Source organism: Micromonospora sp. NPDC003776, from assembly GCF_053605645.1.
On sequence record NZ_JBSGJR010000868.1, the window covers coordinates 1 to 1,912 of the forward strand.

At 76.7% G+C, this 1,912-nt stretch carries 2 protein-coding genes and 1 pseudogene; all 3 read right to left on the reverse strand.

Annotated features, from left to right (window positions below; translation table 11 throughout):
- Positions 1-264, reverse strand: a pseudogene (locus tag ACWEVO_RS35895) (spermine synthase); the annotation flags it as partial.
- Complete coding sequence (locus tag ACWEVO_RS35900) at positions 264-1,223, reverse strand: hypothetical protein (protein ID WP_452311846.1); 960 nt, start codon at positions 1,221-1,223, stop codon at positions 264-266. The gene ACWEVO_RS35900 and the pseudogene ACWEVO_RS35895, both read right to left, overlap by 1 nt.
- A 10-nt stretch (positions 1,224-1,233) precedes the next feature.
- Positions 1,234-1,912, reverse strand: a 679-nt coding sequence (locus tag ACWEVO_RS35905; RefSeq protein WP_452311847.1) for an SbcC/MukB-like Walker B domain-containing protein, incomplete at its 5' end; no start/stop codon positions are given.

Sequence of the window (1,912 nt, forward strand, 5' to 3'; positions counted from 1 at the left end):
GTACCGGGGCCGGGTCAGCGCGCCGCCGCCCAGGTGCAGCACCCGCAGCGGGGCGCCGGGCGGGGCGATCAGGTCGAGCGCGGCGGCCAGCCGGCGCACGTACTCGAACTCCAGATGCGTCGGATCGGTCAGGTCCACATGCGACTGCGGGGCGCCGTCGAGCAGCAGCGTCCACGAGCCCGGCCGGTCCGGGTCGGGCACCAGCTCGGCCTGCCCGGTGTCGACCTGCTCGACCACCCGGTCGGCGCCACGCCGGCGGCCCATCAGCGGCGGCCCGCCCGGGCCGCCCCGATCAGCACCCGGTGCAGCAGGCGGGCGTCGCCGAGCAGCCCGCGCAGCCGGCGTTCCAGGCCCGCGATCGGGATCAGGTTCTGCGGGGCCCGCGGGTCCTTGTACGGGCTGGAGGCGAACCGGGGGAGGGTGACCAGGGAGAGATCGGCCAGCTCGATCGCCTCGGCCTCGGTCAGCTCGGCCGAGCACTCCATCCGGACGATGCCCGCCCAGGGCGCGCCGCCGGCCACCGGCAGCCGCAGGTACCAGGAGTAGCCGCCCCACGCGGTGCCCAGCCGGAACACCGGGCAGCGTTGGCCCGGCGCCAGCCCGGTGACCACCGCGGTCAGCCGGGCGTCCAGGTATTGGCTGTGCTGCGTCTTGATGTAGCCGAGGGTGCGCGGCAGGTTGCGCCGGCTGCGCAGCGGCCCGTCCACCACCAGCAGGTCGCCGTCGGTGCGGACCGCGTCGGAGACCGCCACCTCCAGCGCGGTCAACGGGCCCTGCACGGCGGCCGGCAGCTTGCTCAGCTCACCGGTCCCGCCGACCCGGTGCACCGGGTAGCGGATCGCGCCGGCCACCACGTCCTCGGCCGACGGGCTGGCGGTGAACAGGCCCCGGCCCACCTTCGCCCCGGCCAGCTCGGCCGCGCCGCGGTCCAGGTCGCAGCGGACCACCCCGGCCGCGTACGAGGCGGCGATGCCCGGGAACGAGCCGCCGTCGTCCTCGGCGGTCCAGACGCTGGCGTCGATCCGGCGTACCCCGTCGACCAGCAGCACCACGTCCGGGGCGGCCAGGTCCGGCCGGGCCCCGACGGCCCGCCAGTCGGCGGCGGGCAGCTCGACGTCGGCGTCGACCTGGGCGCTGCTCGGCGCCGCCGGCCCGCCCCCGCCGGCCGCCTCGAACGACGCCCCGTAGGCCGGGTCCCACGCGTCGACGTAGAACCGCGTCACGTCGTACCCCTCACAGGCCCGTCCGCTCCACCCGGGCGGTACGCGCGTCTTTGCGGACCTCGAACCGGACCGGGATCCGCTCGGCGAGCGCCGGCACGTGGGTGACCACGCCGACCATCCGGTCGCCCCGGGCGGCCAGGCTCTCCAGGGTGGCGGCGACGGTGTCCAGGGTGGCCGCGTCGAGGGTGCCGAAGCCCTCGTCCAGCACGATCGACTCCAGGCTCGCCGCGGTGGTGGACATCCCGGCGAGCTGCTCGGAGAGGGCGAGGGCCAGCGCCAGCGACGCCTGGAACGTCTCCCCGCCGGAGAGGGTGCGCACGCCCCGGCGCAGGCCGGCGTCGTGGTGGTCGACGACGAAGAACTCGCCCTTGTCGTGCACCAGGTCGTACTGGCCGTTGGAGAGCTCGCGCAGGATCCGCGACGCGCCGTCGACCAGCAGGTCCAGCGCCTCGGCCAGCAGCCAGCGCTCGAAGTTGTTGGCCCGCAGGTGCCCCGCCAGGGCCCGGGCGACCCGCGCCTCCCGCTCGTGCCCGGCCCGCTGCTCGCGCAGCTCGGCGGCCTGCTCGCGGCGCTCCTCCAGCCGGCGCAGCTCCGCCTCGGCCCGCTCCACCGCCACCGCCGCGTCCCGCAGTGGCAACCGCGCCCGAGCGGTTGAGAGCCACCGCTTGCGGGCGGCGCACACGACGCAG